This window comes from Mycobacterium terramassiliense, from assembly GCF_900157385.1.
GTDB lineage: Bacteria > Actinomycetota > Actinomycetes > Mycobacteriales > Mycobacteriaceae > Mycobacterium > Mycobacterium terramassiliense.
In genome coordinates this window covers 1,221,557-1,240,238 of record NZ_LT717700.1, presented here as the reverse complement: position 1 = coordinate 1,240,238, position 18,682 = coordinate 1,221,557, and the positions used below count along the sequence as shown (strand labels likewise).

The 18,682-nt window shown below is 69.0% G+C and carries 14 protein-coding genes and 1 pseudogene; 10 read left to right on the top strand and 5 right to left on the bottom strand.

What is annotated here, in order from left to right; all coding sequences use genetic code 11:
• Window positions 1-27: 27 nt before the first annotated feature.
• From MTAB308_RS14110 to MTAB308_RS14100, 3 genes are all read right to left on the bottom strand, one after another.
• Window positions 28-891 (bottom strand): metal ABC transporter permease, encoded by an 864-nt coding sequence (locus MTAB308_RS14110; RefSeq protein WP_173842164.1) that lies wholly within the window; start codon window positions 889-891, stop codon window positions 28-30.
• A 62-nt stretch (window positions 892-953) separates the two neighbouring features.
• A complete protein-coding gene (locus MTAB308_RS14105; RefSeq protein WP_108637289.1) occupies window positions 954-1,775 on the bottom strand; it encodes a metal ABC transporter ATP-binding protein in 822 nt (273 codons plus the stop codon).
• On the bottom strand, window positions 1,729-2,520 hold the full coding sequence (locus tag MTAB308_RS14100) for a metal ABC transporter solute-binding protein, Zn/Mn family (RefSeq protein ID WP_083746524.1): 792 nt from the start codon (window positions 2,518-2,520) through the stop codon (window positions 1,729-1,731). Before MTAB308_RS14100 ends, MTAB308_RS14105 begins: the two co-directional genes overlap by 47 nt.
• 252 nt (window positions 2,521-2,772) lie before the next feature.
• Here MTAB308_RS14100 and MTAB308_RS14095 point away from each other — a divergent pair, with 252 nt between their 5' ends.
• Window positions 2,773-3,678 (top strand): class I SAM-dependent methyltransferase, encoded by a 906-nt coding sequence (locus MTAB308_RS14095; protein ID WP_077099957.1) that lies wholly within the window; start codon window positions 2,773-2,775, stop codon window positions 3,676-3,678.
• Here the strand turns inward: MTAB308_RS14095 and MTAB308_RS14090 are convergent.
• Both MTAB308_RS14090 and MTAB308_RS14085 read right to left on the bottom strand, forming a co-directional pair.
• Complete coding sequence (locus MTAB308_RS14090; protein ID WP_077099956.1) at window positions 3,668-4,615, bottom strand: sulfotransferase family protein; 948 nt, start codon at window positions 4,613-4,615, stop codon at window positions 3,668-3,670. The genes MTAB308_RS14095 and MTAB308_RS14090 overlap by 11 nt on opposite strands.
• 20 nt (window positions 4,616-4,635) lie before the next feature.
• Window positions 4,636-5,817 (bottom strand): cupin domain-containing protein, encoded by a 1,182-nt coding sequence (locus tag MTAB308_RS14085; RefSeq protein ID WP_077100195.1) that lies wholly within the window; start codon window positions 5,815-5,817, stop codon window positions 4,636-4,638.
• A 267-nt stretch (window positions 5,818-6,084) separates the two neighbouring features.
• Here MTAB308_RS14085 and MTAB308_RS14080 point away from each other — a divergent pair.
• The 9 genes and pseudogenes from MTAB308_RS14080 (at window position 6,085) to MTAB308_RS14040 (ending at window position 18,648) form a co-directional block, all read left to right on the top strand.
• Window positions 6,085-7,639: pseudogene (locus MTAB308_RS14080) on the top strand (PPE domain-containing protein).
• A 173-nt stretch (window positions 7,640-7,812) separates the two neighbouring features.
• A complete protein-coding gene (gene eccA / locus MTAB308_RS14075; protein ID WP_077099955.1) occupies window positions 7,813-9,666 on the top strand; it encodes a type VII secretion AAA-ATPase EccA in 1,854 nt (617 codons plus the stop codon).
• Window positions 9,663-11,312: a type VII secretion protein EccB gene (eccB, locus tag MTAB308_RS14070; protein ID WP_077099954.1), complete on the top strand. Its 1,650-nt coding sequence runs from the start codon at window positions 9,663-9,665 to the stop codon at window positions 11,310-11,312. The genes eccA and eccB overlap by 4 nt, the downstream gene beginning before the upstream one ends.
• Window positions 11,309-15,277: a type VII secretion protein EccCa gene (gene eccCa, locus MTAB308_RS14065; protein WP_077099953.1), complete on the top strand. Its 3,969-nt coding sequence runs from the start codon at window positions 11,309-11,311 to the stop codon at window positions 15,275-15,277. Before eccB ends, eccCa begins: the two co-directional genes overlap by 4 nt.
• A 2-nt stretch (window positions 15,278-15,279) precedes the next feature.
• Window positions 15,280-15,588 (top strand): PE family protein, encoded by a 309-nt coding sequence (locus MTAB308_RS14060; RefSeq protein ID WP_077099952.1) that lies wholly within the window; start codon window positions 15,280-15,282, stop codon window positions 15,586-15,588.
• Window positions 15,589-15,590: 2 nt separating this feature from the next.
• Window positions 15,591-17,090, top strand: a complete 1,500-nt coding sequence (locus MTAB308_RS14055) for a PPE family protein (RefSeq protein WP_077099951.1) — start codon at window positions 15,591-15,593, stop codon at window positions 17,088-17,090.
• Window positions 17,091-17,141: 51 nt separating this feature from the next.
• A complete protein-coding gene (locus MTAB308_RS14050; RefSeq protein WP_066917492.1) occupies window positions 17,142-17,435 on the top strand; it encodes a WXG100 family type VII secretion target in 294 nt (97 codons plus the stop codon).
• 30 nt (window positions 17,436-17,465) lie between these two features.
• Window positions 17,466-17,756 carry a WXG100 family type VII secretion target gene (locus MTAB308_RS14045; protein WP_066968224.1) on the top strand — a complete coding sequence of 97 codons (291 nt, stop codon included), beginning with the start codon at window positions 17,466-17,468 and terminating at the stop codon, window positions 17,754-17,756.
• A gap of 10 nt (window positions 17,757-17,766) precedes the next feature.
• A complete protein-coding gene (locus tag MTAB308_RS14040; RefSeq protein WP_077099950.1) occupies window positions 17,767-18,648 on the top strand; it encodes an ESX secretion-associated protein EspG in 882 nt (293 codons plus the stop codon).
• Window positions 18,649-18,682 lie beyond the last annotated feature (34 nt).

Here is an 18,682-nt window from a genome sequence, read left to right as displayed (position 1 = left end):
AACTCCTTTCGGCGCGCCGGATGGCCGTCAAATGCCGGAGGTCGCGGAGCTCGGCCTTGTCGTTGCCTCGGTCACTGCGGGTGGGACGCTGCCCGATTCACCCACTCCTCGGCCGGAAGACCGTCGGCGGCGGTCGCCCGCCCAGACGGTTAACCAGACGGCGCAGGCGATCGTGACGATGGGGAAACTTGGCGGCAGGTTGAACATCGCTGACGCGCCGAGCCCGAGCCACACCGCGCTCAAGCTGATGGCCGCCGAGGCGCACATGGCCACCACCGGGCGGGGGGTCAGCAGGATCGCGGTAGCAGCGGGAGTGACGACCAGCGCGAACAACAGCAGCGTGCCGACGGCTTGCACGGCCATGGTCACGGTGACGCCCAGCAGCGCCATGAACACCATCGACAGCGCGCGCACGGGCACGCCTTTCGCCTCGGCGACGAGGGCGTTTACCGAACTGAACAGCAGCGGTCGGTAGATGATGGCGACGCTGAGGCCCAGCACCACGAGCAGGGCCGCGAAGCTCACCAATTGATCGTGCGAGATGGCCAGCAGGTTGCCGAACAACACGTTGGTGACCGTGCTGGAGCTTTTGGTGGCCAACGAGCTGAAGAACAGGCCTACACCGGTCGCCATGGCCAGGACTGTCCCCGTGACCACCTCGCGATCGGAGGCACGTTTGCCCAGCACGCCGATGACCAGTGCCCCGCCGACACAGAACACCGCGAGCCCGACGCCGACCGGCACGCCCAGTAGGACCGCGCCGGTGGCGCCGGGAAATCCGATGTGCGCCAGCGCGTGGGCCGCGAAGGCGGTGCGTCGCACGACGACAAAGTATCCGATCAGCCCCGCGGCCAGGGCGACGATGGTGCCGCCGATCAGAGCGTTGCCCATGAACGCCGATGTCAGAATCGGCCACCAATTATGTTGGTAGCCAAGCGCTATGGTGTGTGAGGTCACAGTGCGCTCCTCATGTAGCGGTCCCCTTGCGGCGTGTGCGCGACGTGGATCGGGATGCCGTATAGCCGGGTGAGCAGCGCATCGTCCACCACATCGTCGATGGGTGCGTAGTGGGGGTGCCCGTCGAGGAGATAGATCGCGCTGTCGAGGATGGGCAGCAGCGGGTTGAGGTCATGAGAAACCACCAGGATCGTCACGCCCAACTCGGCGTGCAGCCGGGCCAGCAGTGCGACGATGTCACGTTGGCTGCGGAGATCCAGTGACGCCAGGGGTTCGTCGAGGATCAGCATGTGGGGGCGTGCCACCAGAGCGGCGGCGATCGCGATGCGCTGGCGCTGCCCCCCGGAAAGCGTCGACAGCCGCCGATCCGCGATGCCGGTGGCTTCGACGGCGGCCAGTGCCCAATCGACCTGGCGGCGTTGCGCTGCGGTGCTGCGCGCAAAAGCCCACCGGCGCCCGGTGAGCCCGAGCAGCACAACATCGGCGGCGCGCACGGCCTCCCCCGAGCCGTCGGCATAGTGTTGCGGCACGTAGCCGACGCAGTCGTTGGCCTGGCCGGGGCGGCGGCCAAATACCTCGAGGTGACCGCTCGCGGGCGAAATCAGCCCGAGGACCACATGGAGCAGGGTGGTTTTGCCGGACCCGTTGGGCCCGATGACGGCGACGAGGCCGCCGGTGGGCACGTCAAAGGTGGCGTGCGACCAGATAACCCGTCCGCCGCGTACCGCGCTGACGTCGGTGAATGCGAGCGCGGTGGTAGTCGCGAGGGGCTCAGATCGAGACACCGAGCGCCTTTCCCAGCGCGACCAGCTGGGCATATTGCCAGCTCTCAAAGGACGTTTGCCCGGGCGGCACGGTCTCGGTGACGTTGACGACGGGTACCCCGGCTTGATCGGCAGTCGAACGGATCTGCTGCGGGATCGACCCTTCTGTCTGGGTGTTGTAGATCAGGACGTCGACGCGTCGCCCGGCCAGCGCGGTGCGAAATGCGTCGATGTCTGCCGGTGACGGATCCGTATCGTTGGCCGACGCGCGCCGGTAACCCTCCGGGGTCTTGTCGACGAGGCCCAGGGCCTGCGCTTGGTAATCGAAGATCGTCTCGGTGGCCGCGTACGACTTGCCCGCCGCGGCGGCCTTGATCTTGCCGATCAGGCCGGTGTAGGGCGCAATCGCCGCGATAAATTCCGAGCGGCGCTGGTTGAAGTAGTCACTGGCTTGCGGGTCGATCTTGCGCAACTCGGCGCTCACGGCATCGGCGACGGCGGTCACCGCCGAAGGCAGATACCACAAATGCGGGTTGGCGCCATCCGGAGTCCTCGTGACTTCAGCGGCACTCACGACGTGTGCGCCGGGCGCGGAGCTGGCGGCCAGCCTGGAGGCCCACGAGTCGTACCCGTCGCCATTGACGACGACGAGTTTGGCGCCCGTGAAGGATTCGGCATCCGCCGGCGACGGTTCGTAGTCGTGCGGGTCCACAGATGAGCTGGCGAGCACCGTTTTGACCATCCCGCATGCGCCGGCCAGCTCCGAGACGATATCTCCCCACTGATCCACGCTGACCACTACAGCGACCGGGGCAGTCGGGCAGGACGGCCCGGCGGCGCCGCGAATGGTTGCGGGCGTGCTAGCCCCGGACGGCGAAGAGGGTTCTGCTTGGTTGGTCGAACAGCCCGCCACGGCGAGTGTCAGCGCGGCGGCGGCGACCCATGGGCGGAGAGGCGGGAGCGGAAAGACACTCACGGGGAAACGATAACCGTTTTCATTATGGCTTCGCGAGGGGCTGGGCGGATTTGTTGGCCGCGTAATGTCGGTTGGGTGCGTAGTGAAGGTGATACTTGGGACATCACAACGAGTGTCGGTTCGACCGCGCTGTTCGTGGCCACCGCACGAGCGCTGGAGGCGCAGAAGCCCGACCCGCTGGCCGTCGATGAGTATGCGGAGCTGTTCTGCCGCGCCGTCGGCGGTCATTCGGCCGACGTCCTCGACGGCAAGGACCCCGACCATCCGCTGAAGAGCCCTGATTTCGGCGAGCACTTCGTCAACTTCCAGGGCGCCCGCACCCGGTACTTCGACGAATACTTTCGCCGGGCCGCCGACGCGGGCGTACGGCAGGTGGTCATCCTGGCGGCGGGTCTGGACTCGCGCGCCTACCGGCTGGACTGGCCGGCGGGGACCACGATCTTCGAACTGGACCGCCCGCAGGTCCTGGAATTCAAGCGCGAGGTGCTGGCCGGCCACGGCGCCCAACCGCGTGCCGAGCGCCGCGAGATCGCCGTCGACCTCCGGGAGGACTGGCCACAAGCCCTGCGCGACAATGGCTTTGACCCGGCCAGGCCGTCCGCCTGGATCGCCGAGGGCCTGCTGATCTATTTGCCGGCCGCCGCCCAGGAGCAGCTGTTCACCGGCATCGATGGCCTGGCCGGGCACGGTAGCCACGTCGCGATCGAAGACGGCGCCCCCCTGGAGCCGGACGAGTTCGAGGCCGCGGTCGAGGAGGAACGCGCGGCCGCCGCCGAGGGCGACCAGCGCCTGTTCTTTCGGTTGGTCTACAACGAGCGCCACGCGCCGGCCACCGAGTGGTTCGGGCAGCGCGGCTGGACCGCCGTGGGCACTCCGCTGGCCGATTACCTCCGGCAGGTCGGCCGGCCGGTGCCCGGTCCGGACACCGAGGCGGGGCCGATGATCGCCCGCAACACGCTGGTCAGCGCGGTCAAAACCTGAGCGCACGATACCCGGGCTCGGCAAAACGCTGGGCCGCCTCATGTATCGCGTCGGTCATCGGGGGGTGCTGATCGGTCGTAAACACCAGGCGTGCAGGATCTTTCGAATAAAACCGAGACTCTTCGATCATTCGCTCAACCGCCACTGGATCGGCGGCGAGCCCGAGATGCGGGAGCACCCGCTCCCAAACCGCATTGGGCAGGTCGGCATGGTCTATGCAGAGGCGACGAGCCGGATCGGTCGCGGCCGCTTCGAGCATTGCGCCGAGCGCGCGGGCCGCGAATTCGGGACGCGCCATGGTCGGTATCGCGGTCGGATCGAGGCCGAAACGCCGCGCGGCGCTGTGAGGCTCGGCTTGGAGGCCGAGCCAGCCCGGAGGCTTGGCGAGCAGCGAGGCCAATACTTGCGCCGGATCCCGCTGCACCCAGATCCAGGGTGTGTCGGGGAAGGCTGCCGCCAGGACCCCCCGACGCCGGACGTTCCAGCTCGTGCACTTGACGATCAGCCGCCTTTCGTCGCCGTGCCGGCACCGGCCGAGCGCGCGCACCACCAGTCGCACCAGGGTGACAAGTGTGGTCTCGTCGACGCGACGTGAATCCAGCCCGAGTAGCGCGTTCAGCGGGCTGGGCTCGGCGAGGACGACGACGCCGGGGAGCGTGCCGAGCAGCCGCGACACGAGCGTGGACCCGCACCGCGACAGGTGAAAAATCGTGCCCGAGGGCTCGAGTGATGGTCCGCGATCGAGGGCGACCAACGCCTGGAGCCCGGTCTTCACGAGCGGTCGGGCGTCCGGCTTTGATGCCCAGCGGGCGACGGTCTGGTCGAAGAACGGTTCGGCGAAGCGCTCCGCCGAAAGATCCGCCCAGTAGACCGCGGGCACGGACCCGGAAAAGTCGAGCCGGACCGGCGTCCAGCGCGCAAGATCGGTGAGTTCCATTGGGAGGCCAGCGTGTTGGATCAGTCGTCGAAAACGCGGACGAGAAATCCGCTCACGATCAGCGATCTGGCCAGCTCAATTTGCTGCTCGGGGCGCAGCCCAGGCAGATCCCGAATCCGAAACGGCGCGGTGCTCCTCGACAGGAATAGCATCGCGGCTTGGTGGTCGGGGCAGGCGTTTATCGTGAGGCTCGCGAATTCCAGGGCAACCCCATCGGTCGCGGTTTTCACCCGCGAATAAAGGGGCTGGTGTTTCCGCACCAGCGTTTGTTCGTCAATACCGCGGGCGTTGGCTACCGGTCCGATCGGTGGACATTGGCCACGACGGACCAAAACGTCGGCCAGTGCGTCCAGTCCCCCGGCGGTGGCGCTGGAATCCTCCAGGGCTGCCGCGGCGTCACGCAGGAGGATCCCCAGCGCCTCTTGTGCATTCGGGTCATCGAGGTGCCGGGGCGGCAGGCGGACGCTCAGGCGGTCATCGCGGAAGCTCAGCGAATGCAGCGCCCCAATTGCGAGCGTAAGTACCGTGGGTGCGTGAATTCCGACGGTGAGATGGACGGATCCCGCTGAGTTCGTTTCGGCCTCATGGACGGTCCCGCGGGGCAGGTACAGCACGTCGCCGACTTCCAGGCAAAAGTCTGCCGACGGCGGGAGGTCGGCGACAGCGACGGTCTTGTTGTCGCGTCGAAGCTCATGGGCCGGTACGTCCGTGTCGTACAAGTGCCAGATCTTGGATCCCTGAATCTGCAGGACCACCACGTCGTGGTCGTCGTAATGGGGGACCAGCCCCTGGGATCCCGGCGGCGTGATGTAGGCGTTCACCTGGGTCGGGAAGCTCAGCTCAACCTCGATGGAGCGGGCCAACGATGCGACCGCGGGCAGTCGGCGCTCGACGCCGTCCAAAACGATCGTGTAACCGTCGTCAAAGTCGTTGCGGATCAGGTCAATATCGAGGCCGCCGTCGGCGAGTCGGAAGCTCTCGGCTCCCTTCCTGTCTTTGCCCCGCATCAGGCGCACCGCCGATGCGTCTCGACGGAAGCGCTGCAGAAGGTCGTCAACAGCCTCATCCCCCGGGAGGAGGTCATCGAAATAGCAGGCGGATTGACGTTTGACGTGGTAGTGCGTCGCCGCCCAGATCTCGTCGAGGAACATCTCCACGGTCAGGGGTTGAAGCAACCACGCTAACGACGGGTCGATGGCCACCTCCCCAAGCGTCGTGCCGGTTGCAAGCAACCCAGTATGGCTGACTGAGTTTCAACCGTATCGTCCGAATTTCCCATGAGTTGGCCCCCGGCGGGAACTTTCCCGACCTCCCCGCCGACTACTAGTCGAGTGCACGTGCGCCGTCTAACAGCCGAGGCGGTCGAAGATTTCACCCCCGCGAGGAGTATTTGGCATGGCGCGATGGGTTAGCCCCCCTGGAGGGGTCGCCGGGGCCGCCTCGTTGGGTTCGGCCGGGGACGGCCGAGGATGACCGCACCGGTTTGGATGGCGTCACCGCCCGAGGTCCATTCCGCGCTGCTGAGCAGCGGTCCCGGGCCCGGCGGCCTGTTAGCGGCCTCGGGGTCGTGGACTTCATTGAGCGAGGCATACGCGTCGGTCGCTGACGAGCTAAGTGCCATCTTGGCGGGAGTGCAGGCCAGCGCATGGGAGGGGCCGAGCGCCGACAGGTACGTGGCGGCGCATGTGCCCTACCTGGCGTGGCTGATGCAGGCCAGCGCCAACAGCGCGGCGGTGGCTGCCCAGCACGAAACCGCCGCGACCGCATATGCCGCGGCATTGGCGGCGATGCCGACCTTGCTGGAGCTCGCCGCCAATCACGCGATCCATGGGGTATTGCTCGCGACAAACTTCTTTGGGATCAACACCATCCCGATCGCGCTCAACGAGGCCGACTACGCGCGAATGTGGATCCAGGCGGCCACCACGATGACCGCCTACCAGGCGGCCTCCACTACCGCCGTGGCCTCGGCGCCACAGACAACGGCCGCCCCGCAAATCATGAATTCTGCCGCCAGCTCCGACAGTAGCGACAACGGTCTGCAAGACATCGTCGACAACGACGCCGGCGACCCAACGCAATTGAGCTGGTGGATAAACCGATTCCTCGAGGTTCCGCAGACCCTGTGGCGCGACGCGCTTGAGTTCCCACAGAATCCATCGCTGGCGCTGGAGCAGGGGCAAGCCGACATCCCGGCGCTCATCGCCGACGAGACCACCCACGTCGGCGAAGTTTTGTCCACCTTCCCGCAACTGCAGACACTGGTACCGCTCGCGCTCGCCTCGACCAGCGCAGGCGTCGGGCTTGGAGGCTTTGCCGGGTTGGCCGGTCTGAGCGGATTGGCCGGGATTCAGCCACCGGCGGTTGCGGTCGCGGCGCCGGTGCCCGAGACGCCCGGTGTGCCAGTGGCGAGCGGCCCCACGGTCGCGAGCGCAACGGCCCCCGGCCCGACCCTGTCGTCGGCCCCAGCTACCGTTGCGCTCGCGACCGTGGGGCCGCTCGCCACTGGCACACCGGGCGTCTCGGGCCCCGGCGCCCGCGGCAGCGTCGGCGGCGGCGGGAGCCCCACCGCCGGCGGGCCCGGGCGTCGCGGGTGGCGCCTTCCCCTATCTGGTCGGCGGTCCGACCGTCGGGTCCAGCACCGGGGTGAGCAGCAGCGCACGTCGGAAAGCGCCGGAGCCCGATAGCGCCGCGGCCCCGGCGGCGGCATCGGCGCGCCAAGCGGAACGGGCGCGCCGACGCCGGCGGGCGGAGATGCACGACCACCACCGCGGCTATCGCTACGAATTCGTGGATCCGGAGTGGGACGTGGACGAAGAGCCGACCCTCGACGCGGCGCAGTCGATCGCATCGAACCTGGGCGCGGGCGCGCTGGGTTTTGCCGGAACGGCGCGCCAGGAGGCCGCCGCGGCGGCGGGGTTGGCCACACTCCCCGGCGACGAGTTCGGTGGCGGCCCAACGATCCCGATGGTGCCGGGCACCTGGGAGCACGACCGAGTTGATAATGAAAATGATTTTCAGTAAGCTTCGCTGGTCGCCGGCCTCCGCCGTCCGTAGCGAACGCGCAGCTCAGCGTTGCCAAGCGTGGCTTGGAATCGTGAGGTGAGCGGGCTCGGAGACCTCGACACTTAGCTTATGCAATGCTAACTTCAGGCAGGTTAGGTTAGGGGAGGCTACATAGATGGGAAGAAGCGGCCGTGGAACGTGGTGACAGCGGCGTGCTCGCAGCTCAGCCCCTCAATTCTCGCTCGGACGGCAGGGTGGACGGCGACGTCGTCAGCCGGTTCGCCACCTGTTGTCGCGCGCTCGGCATCTCGGTCTACGACCGCCAGCGTCCCGCCGACCTCGACGCGGCGCGCTCCGGTTTCACCGCGCTGACGCGCATCGCCCACGACCAATGCGACGCGTGGACCGGGCTGGCCGCCGCGGGCGACGTCTCGCCGCGCGTGCTGGAGGCCGTATCGCGCACCGCGTCCACTGCGGGCAGGTTGCAGCGCCAGGTGGAGTTGGCCCCCGGGGCCCTGGGCTTCCGCTACGACACCGGTCTGTACTTGCAGTTCCGCGCGGCCACCCCGGATGAGTTCCACCTCGCCTATGCCGCGGCGCTGGCAACCGAAGGGCGGTTCGCCGAAGCGCACGAGATCGTCGCCGGTCTCAGCAAACGCCGCCCAAGCTGGCGCGAGGCCCGCTGGGTCGCGGTCGTCATCAACTACCGCGCCGAGCGTTGGTCGGACGTCGTCAAGCTGCTCACCCCGATCGTCAACGACCCCGATCTAGACGAGACGTTTTCCCACGCGGCGAGGGTGACCTTGGGCATCGCGCTGGCCCGGCTGGGCATGTTTGCCCCGGCGCTGTCGTATCTCGAGGAGCCCGACGGCCCGGTCGAGGTGGCCGCGGTCGACGGCGCGCTGGCCAAGGGCCTGGTGCTGCGGGCGCACGTCGACGAGGAGTCGGCGAGCGAGGTGCTGCAGGACCTGTACGCGGCCCATCCCGAGAACGAGCAGGTCGAACACGCCCTGTCCGACACCAGTTTCGGGTTTGTGACCACCACGGCGGATCGCATCGCGGCACGCGCCGACCCGTGGGACCCCAACACCGAGCCGAGTCCGGGTGACTTCGTCGACCCCGGAGCCCAGGAGCGCAAGCACGTGCTGCTCGCGGAGGCCGAACGCGAGCTCGATGAGTTCATCGGCTTGGAGCAGGTCAAAGACCAGGTGGCCCGGCTGAAGAGTGCGGTGGCCATGGAGCTCGTGCGCAAGGCGCGCGGGCTGGAGGTGGCGCAGCGCACCCACCACCTGGTGTTCACCGGGCCGCCGGGCACCGGCAAGACCACCATCGCTCGCGTCATCGCCAAAATCTATTGCGGCCTAGGGCTTTTGAAGAAGGAGAACATCCGCGAGGTACACCGCGCCGACCTGATCGGCCAGCACATCGGCGAGACCGAAGCCAAGACCAACGCGGTCATCGACAGCGCACTGGACGGGGTGCTGTTCCTCGACGAGGCCTACGCGCTGGTGGCCACCGGCGCCAAGAACGACTTCGGCCTGGTGGCCATCGACACCCTGCTGGCCCGGATGGAGAACGACCGGGATCGGCTGGTGGTGATCATCGCCGGGTACCGGGCCGATCTGGACAAGTTCCTCGACACCAACCAAGGCCTGCGGTCGCGGTTCACCCGCAGCATCGACTTCCCGTCTTACAAGCCGGCCGAGCTCATCGAGATCGCGAACTTCATGGCCCACAAGCGCGACAGCGCTTTCGATCAGCCCGCGCTCGAGCATCTCGAGGCGTTGTTCACGCACCTGGCCGAAACGTCGAAGCCCGACTTCAATGGGATCGAACGCCGCGGCCTGGATATCGCGGGTAACGGCCGGTTCGTCCGCAACGTGGTCGAAAAGGCCGAAGAGGAACGCGAATTCCGGCTGGATCACTCCGCGCACGCCGAAACCGGCGAGTTCACCGACGAGGAGCTGATAACGATCACCGACCAGGACGTGCAATATTCGGTTGAGCCGCTGCTGCGAGGCCTGGGCCTCGAGGTGCCGGCATGACGACCAATAACCATGTGCCCGACGGCGAATGGGCGGGGGAACGGCGCTCGTTCACCTCGCGGACCCCGGTCAACGACAACCCCGACAGGGTCGAATACCGCCGCGGTTTCGTCACCCGCCATCAGGTGAGCGGCTGGCGCTTCGTGATGCGCCGCATCGCCTCGGGTATCGCCCTGCACGACACCCGGATGCTGGTCGACCCGCTGCGCACCCAGTCGCGCGCGGTGCTGATGGGCGCGCTCATCCTGATCACCGGCCTCGCGGGCTGCTTTGTGTTCTCGCTGATCCGGCCCAACGGGACGGCCGGCAACAACGCGGTGCTCGCCGACCGATCCACCGCCGCGTTGTATGTGCGGGTCGGGGAGGACCTGCACCCGGTGCTCAACCTGACCTCGGCCCGGCTGATCGTCGGCAAGCCGGTCAACCCCACCACGGTGAAAAGCAGTGAGCTGGACCGGTTCCCGCGCGGCAACCTGATCGGCATCCCGGGCGCACCGGAGCGCATGGTGCAGAACGCCTCGCACGACGCCAACTGGACGGTGTGCGACTCCGTCAGCGGGACTCCCCAGCTCCGCGGGGGCCCCACGCGGGGCGCCCACAGCACGGGCGTCACGGTGATCGCCGGCCCGCCCGACGGCAATGGCGCGCGGGCGAGCGGGATTCACGCCAATCAGGGGATCCTGGTGGACAACGGCACCGCCACCTGGCTGCTCTGGGACGGCAAGCGCAGCCAGATCGACCTGGCCAACCACGCCGTCACCAACGCGCTCGGCCTCGGCGCCGGCAATTCCGACGTACCCGCGCCGCGGCCGATCGCACAAGGGCTGTTCAACGCGATACCCGAGTCCCCGGCGCTGACGGCGCCGTCAATCCCGAATGCCGGTGGCCCCGCGGGCTTTTCGGTGCCGGCACCGATCGGCGCGGTCGTCGTCTCCTACGGTCTGGAGCAGAACTCGTCGGGCACCCTGCATTACTACGCGGTGTTGCCCGACGGCCTGCAGCCGATTTCGCCGGTGCTCGCCGCGATCCTGCGCAACTCCAATTCCTATGGGCTGGACCAACCGCCCCGGCTCGGCGCCGACGAGGTGGCCAGGCTGCCGGTGTCGCGGATGCTGGACACGGGCCGCTACCCCGATCAGCAGGTTGCCCTGATCGACGCGGCGACGAGCCCCATCGCCTGCGCGTACTGGAGCAAGCCGTCCGGCGCCGCAACGAGTTCGCTGAGCCTGCTGTCCGGGTCGGTGTTGCCGGTACCGGATGCGGTGCGCACCGTGGACCTGGTCGCCGCCGGCTCCCAGGGCACCGCCACCCGCGTCGCCCTGGCGCCGGGAACCGGCTACTTCGCCCAGACGGTGGGTGGCGGGTCGGCGGCACCGGCGGCCGGTTCGTTGTTCTGGATATCCGACACCGGGGTGCGCTACGGCATCGACAACGAGGCGGAAAGCGGACCCGGGGCCGCCGGACACGGGAAAACGGTTGAGGCGCTTGGCCTGAACGCGCCGGCGGTGCCGGTCCCGTGGTCGGTGCTGTCGCTGTTTGCGCCCGGCCCGACGCTGTCGCGCGCCGACGCGCTGCTTGCCCACGACGGCCTGGCGCCCGACGCCAAGCCCGGTCGCCCGGTTGCGGCCCAGGGAGAGGGACGATGAGTCGACTGATCTTCGAGGCCCGCCGCCGGCTCGCGCCGCCGGCGACGCGCAAGGGCACCATCACCATCGAGGCGCCCCCGGAGCTGCCGCGGGTGGTTCCCCCGTCGTTCCTGCGGCGCGCCATGCCCTATGTGCTGGTGATCTTGATCGTCGGCATGGTGGTGGCGCTGGTGGCCACCGGCATGCGGGTGATCTCCCCGCAGACACTGTTCTTCCCGTTCGTGTTGCTGCTGGCCGCGACCGCGCTCTACCGCGGCAACGACAACAAGACCCGCACCGAGGAGGTCGACGCCGAACGCGCCGACTACCTGCGTTACCTGTCGGTGGTGCGCGACAACATCCGCACCCAGGCCGCCCAGCAGCGCGCGGCCGCGGAGTGGTCGCACCCGGATCCGACGGCGCTCGCGGCGGTGCCCGGCTCGCGACGCCAGTGGGAGCGCGACCCGCACGACCCCGACTTCCTGGTGCTGCGGGCCGGTCGCCACCACGCGCCGCTGGCCACCCCGCTGCGGGTCAACGACACCGCCGACGAGATCGACCTGGAACCGGTGTCGCACAGCGCATTACGTAGCCTGCTGGACACCCAGCGCACGGTCCGCGACGTCCCGACCGGCATCGACTTGGCCAAGGTCTCCCGGATCAGTGTGCTCGGCGGCGAAGACGAGGTGCGGGCGGCGCTGCGCGCCTGGATCGCACAGGCGGTGACGTGGCACGACCCCACGGTGCTCGGCGTGGCGCTGGCCTCCCGGGATCTGGAGAGCCCGGACTGGTCCTGGCTGAAGTGGTTGCCGCACGCCGACATTCCGGGCGAGCTCGACGGGGTGGGCCCGGCCCGCTTCTTGTCGACGGACCCCGACGACCTGATCGCCATGCTGGGGCCGTCGCTCGTCGACCGCCCCGCGTTCACCGGTGCGCCCGCGGATGCGTTGCGGCACTTGCTGATCGTCGTCGACGACCCGGACTATGACCTCAACGCCTCGGCGCTGGCGGTGGGCCGGGCGGGGGTGACCGTCGTGCACTGCTCCGCCACGCCACCGCACCGGGAGCAGTATTCGGATCCGGAAAAGCCGATCCTGCGGGTTGCCGGCGGCGCCGTCGAACGCTGGCAGACCGGCGGCTGGCAGCCCTACGTCGACAGCGCGGATCGACTCGGCGCGGACGACGCCGCACACCTGGCCCGGCAGCTGTCGCGGTGGGACTCCAACCCCACGCATGCCGGCCTGCGCTCCGCGGCCACCCGCGGCGCGGCGTTCACCACGCTGCTGGGCATCCCGGACGCGTCGCGGCTGGACGTGCCGACGCTATGGGCGCCGCGCCGCCGCGACGACGAGTTGCGCGTCCCGATCGGCGTCACCGCGACCGGCGAGCCGCTGATGTTCGACCTCAAGGACGAGGCCGAGGGCGGGATGGGGCCGCACGGCCTGATGATCGGCATGACGGGGTCGGGGAAGTCGCAGACCCTGATGTCGATCCTGTTGTCGCTGTTGACAACCCATTCGGCGGACCGGCTGATCGTCATCTACGCCGACTTCAAGGGGGAGGCCGGCGCCGACAGCTTCCGGAATTTCCCGCAGGTGGTCGCGGTGATCTCGAACATGGCCGAGAAGAAGTCGCTGGCCGACCGCTTCGCCGACACGCTGCGGGGCGAGGTGGCCCGCCGCGAGACGCTGCTGCGGGAGGCGGGCCGCCGGGTGCAGGGCAGCGCGTTCAACTCGGTGACCGAATACGAGAACGCGGTAGCGGGCGGGCACGACCTGCCGCCGATCCCCACCCTGTTCGTGGTCGCCGACGAATTCACCCTGATGCTGGCCGACCATCCGGAATACGCGGAGCTGTTCGACTACGTGGCCCGCAAGGGGCGCTCGTTCCGCATCCACATCCTGTTCGCGTCCCAGACGCTGGACGTGGGCAAGATCAAGGACATCGACAAGAACACCTCGTACCGCATCGGTTTGAAGGTGGCCAGCCCCAGCGTGTCGCGCCAGATCATCGGCGTCGAGGATGCGTACCACATCGAATCCGGCAAGGAGCACAAGGGCGTGGGCTTTTTGGTGCCGGCGCCCGGCGCGACCCCGATCAAATTCCGCAGCACCTACGTCGACGGCATCTACGAGCCACCGCAGGCGGCCAAAGCCCTTGTGGTGCATTCGAACCCGGAGCCCAAGCTGTTCACGGCCGGGATGGTGGAGCCCGACCCCGGCACCGTGATATCCACGGGCGAGGAGGAGGATGTCGCCGGACCGCCGCGCAAGCTTATCGCGACCATCGGCGAGCAGCTGGCGGGCTACGGGCCGCGGGCCCCGCAGCTGTGGCTGCCGCCGCTGGACGAACCGATCCCGCTGACCGCCGTGCTGGCTCGCGCCGGCGTGGCGCCGGGGCAGCGCCGCTGGCCGCTCGGGGAGATCGACAAGCCCTTCGAGATGCGCCGCGACGCGCTGGTCTTCGATGCCTTGTCGTCCGCGGGAAACATGGTGATCCATGGCGGTCCCAAGTCCGGGAAATCGACCGCGCTGCAGACGTTCATCATGTCGGCGGCCAACCTGCATTCGCCGCGCGAGGTCACGTTCTACTGCCTGGACTACGGCGGCGGGCAGCTGCGCGGGCTGGAGGACCTCGTGCACGTGGGCAGCGTCGCCTCGGCGCTGCAACCCGAACGCATCCGCCGCACCTTCGGCGAGCTGGAGCAGCTGCTGCTCTCGCGGCAGCAGCGCGAGGCCTTCCGCGACCGCCACGGATCCGCGCCGGACGACGGCTACGGCGAGGTGTTCCTGGTCATCGACAACCTGTACGCGTTCGGCCGGGACAACACCGACCAGTTCAACACCCGTAATCCGTTGCTGGCCAAGGTGACCGAGCTGGTCAACATCGGCCTGGCCTACGGCATCCACGTGGTCATCACCACCCCGAGCTGGCTGGAGGTGCCGCTGGCCATGCGCGACGGCCTCGGGCTGCGGCTCGAGCTCAAGTTGCACGACGCGCGGGACAGCAACGTGCGGGTGGTCGGCGCGCTGCGCCGCCCGGCCGACAGCGTCCCACACGACCAGCCGGGCCGCGGATTGACCATGGCCGCCGAGCATTTCCTGTTCGCGCTTCCCGAGCTCGACGAGGTGGCCGCGATCAACGCCCGCTACCCCGGGGTCTTCGCACCGCCAGTGCGCCTGCTGCCCACCAATCTCGCGCCCGACGCGCTGGAGCCGCTCTACCGCGGCGCGGAGTCGGTGGTCATCGGTCAGCGCGAAGAGGACCTCGCGCCCGTCGCCGTCGACTTCGCCGAGAACCCGCTGCTGATGGTGTTCGGCGACAGCAGGTCGGGGAAGACCACACTGCTGCGCCACATCATCCGCACCATCCGCGAGCACTCCACCGCCGACCAGGTGGCGTTCACCGTGCTGGACCGCCGGCTGCATCTGGTCGACGAGCCGTTGTTCCCCGACAACGAGTACACGGCCAACATCGACCGGGTCGCCCCGGCGATGCTCGGGCTCGCCAACCTGATCGAGTCTCGGCGGCCGCCGGCGGGCCTGTCGCCGGCGGAGCTGTCCGGCTGGCGCTACCAGGGCCACACGCACTACCTCATCATCGACGACGTCGACCAGATCCCGGATGCGCCGGCGATGAGCGGTCCGTATGTGGGGCAGCGGCCGTGGACCCCGCTGATCGCCCAGCTGTCGCAGGCCGGCGACCTGGGCCTGCGGGTGATCATCACGGCGCGCGCCACCGGGTCGGCCCACGCGTTGATGACCAGCCCGTTGCTGCGCCGCTTCAACGACCTGCAGGCGACCACGTTGATGCTTTCGGGCAACCCGCAGGACAGCGGCAAGATCCGCGGCCAGCGGTTTGCCCGATTGCCCGCCGGCCGGGCAATCCTGCTGGGTGACAGCGACATTCCGACGTACGTGCAGTTGGTCAACCCGCTAGCCGGTGAGGCCGTGATGTCCGGTGAGACGCAACAGAAGGGGAGTTAGTCATGACGTTGCGAGTGGTTCCCGAGGGGCTGGCCGCGACCAGCGCGGCCGTGGAGGCGCTGACGGCGCGGCTGGCGGCCGCGCACGCGGCCGCGGCCCCGGCGATTACCGCGGTGGTGCCGCCGGCGGCGGATCCCGTGTCGCTGCAGACGGCCGCGGGATTCAGCGCCCAGGGCCAGGAGCACGCCGCCGTCGCCGCCCAGGGTGTCGAGGAGTTGGGCCGCGCCGGCCTCGGCGTGGGTGAGTCCGGCGCCAGCTACCTCGCCGGTGACACGGCGGCGGCCGCGAGCTATGGGATGGCGGCCGGCTGACAATGACGGCCCCCGTTTGGATGGCGTCGCCGCCGGAGGTGCACTCGGCGTTGCTGAGCGCCGGTCCGGGGCCGGAGTCGCTGCTGGCGGCCTCCGGTGCCTGGTCCTCGCTGAGCGCCGAATACGCCTCGGCGGCGGCCGAACTCAGCGGGATCCTCGGGTCGGCGCAGGCCGGGGCGTGGCAGGGCCCGAGCGCGGAGCAGTATGCGGCGGCCCACCTGCCGTACCTGGCGTGGCTGCAACAGGCCAGCGCCGACAGCGCCGGCGTGGCCGCCCAGCACGAGGTCGCCGCGTCGGCGTACACCGGCGCGCTGGCCGCGATGCCGACCCTGGTGGAGCTGGCCGCCAACCACGTCATCCACGGCATCCTGCTGGCCACGAATTTCTTTGGTATCAATACGATTCCGATCGCGCTGAATGAAGCCGACTACGTGCGCATGTGGGTCCAGGCGGCCACCACGATGAGCACCTACCAGGCGGTCTCCGGCGCGGCGCTGGCCTCGGCGCCGCGCACCACCCCGGCTCCGCCCATCGTGAACCAGAGCGGCGCGGCCACCCCGGCCGCCCAGTCGGGTTCATCGCTCAATGTCTCCGGACTGTTTTCCCAGTTGCTGTCGCAGTACACCAATTTCTACGGAAACATGTTCCAGGAGCTGGCCACGTTCTTCCAGGATCCCTTCGGAAACTCGGTGAAGATCATCCAGGCGTTCATGACGAATCCGTCTGAGGCGCTGGTGCTTTACGGCCCGCTGCTGTTCGCGATCGCCTACCAGGCGTTCTCCTGGGTCGGTGCGTCGATCACTTACCCGTCGCTGCTGCTCAGTCCTTTCCTTGGACTCATCCTCCCGGTGACCCTGCAACCGGCGCTGGCGCTCGCGGCCGCGGCGGCTCCCGCGCTGGCGGCACCCGTGGCGGGAGGCATCGCCGCGAGCGCCGCCCCCGTTTCCGCGGTGTGGCCGGTCGCCGGCGTGGCCCCGACGGCCGCGGCTCCTGCGGCGGCACCGGCGTCGGCGGGCGCTGCGGGCGCCGGTGCTCCGGCCGCGCCGGCCCCGGCGACAACAGCCGGAACCTTCGCCTACATCGTGGGTTTCGGCGGCGGCCCCGGAACCGAGTCCGGTCCGACGCTCGGTGGCCGCGGCGGCGCCAAGGCGCCGGCGGCGACCATACCGGCGGCGGGCGCGGTGGCGCCGAGCCGGGCGGAGGCGCGGGCCCGGCGGCGCCGGCGGGCGGCGATGCGCGAGTACGGCGACGAGTTCCTGGACATGGATGCCGACATCGGCCTTCTGCCCGACTTTGCCGCCGAGGAGTTGGTGTCGGCGGTGGCCTCTGGAAACGGGGCCGGGAGCCTGGGATTCGCGGGGACCGCACACAAAGAATCCGCCGTGAGCGCGGCCGGATTGACCAAGCTGGCCGGCGACGAATTCGGCGGCGGTCCGCGGGTGCCGATGGTGCCGGGAACGTGGGATCACGAGCCGGGGAGAGGGGGAGACGACGGCACCTAACGTGGCAGTCAGCAACCGAAATCCGAAGAGAGCGAAAGGAAACCAATCACCATGAGTATGTTGGACGCTCATATTCCGCAGTTGGTGGCCGCGCAGTCGGCGTTCAGCGCCAAGGCGGCGCTGATGCGCAGCACGATCAGCCAGGCCGAGCAGGAAGCGGTCTCGGCGCAGGCGTTCCACCAGGGCGAGTCCTCGGCGGCGTTTCAGGCCGCCCACGCCCGCTTCGTGGAGGTCGCGGCGCGGATCAACACCCTGCTCGACATCGCCCAGGCCAACCTCGGGGACGCCGCCGGCACCTACGTGGCCGCCGACGCCGCGGCCGCTTCCGGCTACACCGCGTTCTGATCAGACCCCTAAACCGCGAAAGGACTTGCGATGTCGCAAATCATGTACAACTACCCCGCGATGCTGGGCCACGCCGCGGACATGTCGGGCTACGCCGGCACGTTGCAGGCGCTCGGCTCGGACATCGCCAGCGAGCAGGCCACCCTGTCCAACGCCTGGCAGGGCGACACCGGGATGACGTACCAGGTGTGGCAGGCGCAGTGGAACCAGGCGATGGACAGCCTGGTCCGGGCCTACCAGTCGATGGCCGGCACCCACGATGCCAACACCACCGCGATGCTCGCCCGCGACCAGGCCGAGGCCGCCAAATGGGGCGGTTAACCCCCGCCTGATGAACGCAGCACCAAACGCCGTCGAGCTGACGGTTGACCACGCGTGGTATATCGCGGAAACCACTGGGGCGGGCAGCTTCCCGTGGGTTCTCGCGATCACCACGCCCTATCGCGACGCCGCGCAGCGCGCCGAGTTCTTCGAGCGGCAGCGCGCCGAGCTGACCCGGATGGGTCTGGTGTCGGGGGACGGGCTCGTCAACGCGGCGGTCGCCGGCTGGATCAAGACGGTGTGCTTCCCGGACCGGTGGCTCGACCTCCGGTACGTGGGATCCGGGGCGGCCACCGGCGCCGGCGAGTTGCTGCGTGGCGTGGTCGCGCAGCGCTGCACCGGTGGGAGCGGCACGGCGCTGCAAACCGTCGTGGCGCTGCGCAGCGCCCAGCTGGTCACCTTCACCGCCATGGAGATCGACGACGCGCGGGGGCTGGTCCCGGTCCTCGGCGTCGGGCTGGCGCAGCGGCCGCCGGCCCGGTTCGACGAGTTCAGCATGCCGATGCGGGTGGGGGCCCGGGCCGACGAACGGCTGCGGTCCGGCGCTTCGCTGGCGGAAGTCGTTGACTATCTGGGCATTCCGGCGTCGGCGCGACCGGTCGTGGAGTCGGTGTTCTCCGGCCCGCGCAGCTACGTCGAGATCGTCGCCGGCTCCCACTGCGACGGGCAGCACTCGACCACCGAGGTCGGGATGAGCATCGTCGACACCGCCGCGGGCCGGGTGCTGGTCAGCCCGTCGCGCGCCTTTGACGGCGAGTGGGTCTCCACTTTCGCCCCGGGCACGCCGTTTGCCATCGCCGTCGCGGTCGAACAGCTGGTCGGCCTGCTGCCGGAGGGCCAGTGGTTCCCCGGCCGGCGGCTGTCCCGAGACTTTTCCCCACAGAGTTCATAAACGCCCAACGTTCAGATACAGCAACGAAATAGAG